We start from the raw sequence: 639 nt of genomic DNA, 5'->3' as shown, positions 1-639 counted from the left end.
CGGCAGGCCAAACGCATGGAGCGATCGATGGCGAACATCGAGTTCGGCTTCGGCGAAGGCGGCTACCAACCGACCGAGTTCATAAAAAGACAACTTCCCAACGGCTACTTCGATCTGTTGGTGGTGGATGAGGGGCATGAGTACAAGAACAGCGGTTCGGCCCAGGGCCAGGCCATGGGCGTTCTCGCAGCCAAGGCACGGAAAACCGTGCTGCTGACCGGAACGCTCATGGGCGGCTACGCCGACGACCTGTTCTACCTCCTGTTCCGCATCCTCACCCAGCGCATGATCGAGGACGGCTACCGGCCCAACGCGCGTGGCAGCATGGCTCCAGCAGCCATGTCGTTCATGCGCGACCACGGCGTGCTCAAGGACATCTACACCGAACGCGATGGTGACTCGCACAAGACAGCCCGGGGCAAGAAGCTCTCGGTACGCACGGTGAAGGCTCCCGGCTTCGGCCCGAAGGGCATCCACCGCTTCGTATTGCCGTTCACCGTGTTCCTGAAGCTCAAGGATATCGGTGGCAACGTACTGCCCGACTACCAGGAGGAGTTCGTCGACGTGCCGATGGCGCCTGATCAGGCTTCGGCCTATCAGCGCCTGGCGGCCACGCTGACAGCGGAGCTCCGCCAGGCT

General features: G+C 62.4%; 1 pseudogene. It reads left to right on the top strand.

From position 1 onward, the window contains the following. A pseudogene (locus HMPREF2924_RS32800) lies at positions 1 to 639 on the top strand (DEAD/DEAH box helicase); the annotation flags it as partial.

It is taken from the genome of Pseudomonas sp. HMSC063H08 (genome assembly GCF_001813645.1).
Classification (GTDB): domain Bacteria; phylum Pseudomonadota; class Gammaproteobacteria; order Pseudomonadales; family Pseudomonadaceae; genus Pseudomonas; species Pseudomonas aeruginosa.
This window is presented reverse-complemented; position numbering and strand designations above follow the sequence as displayed.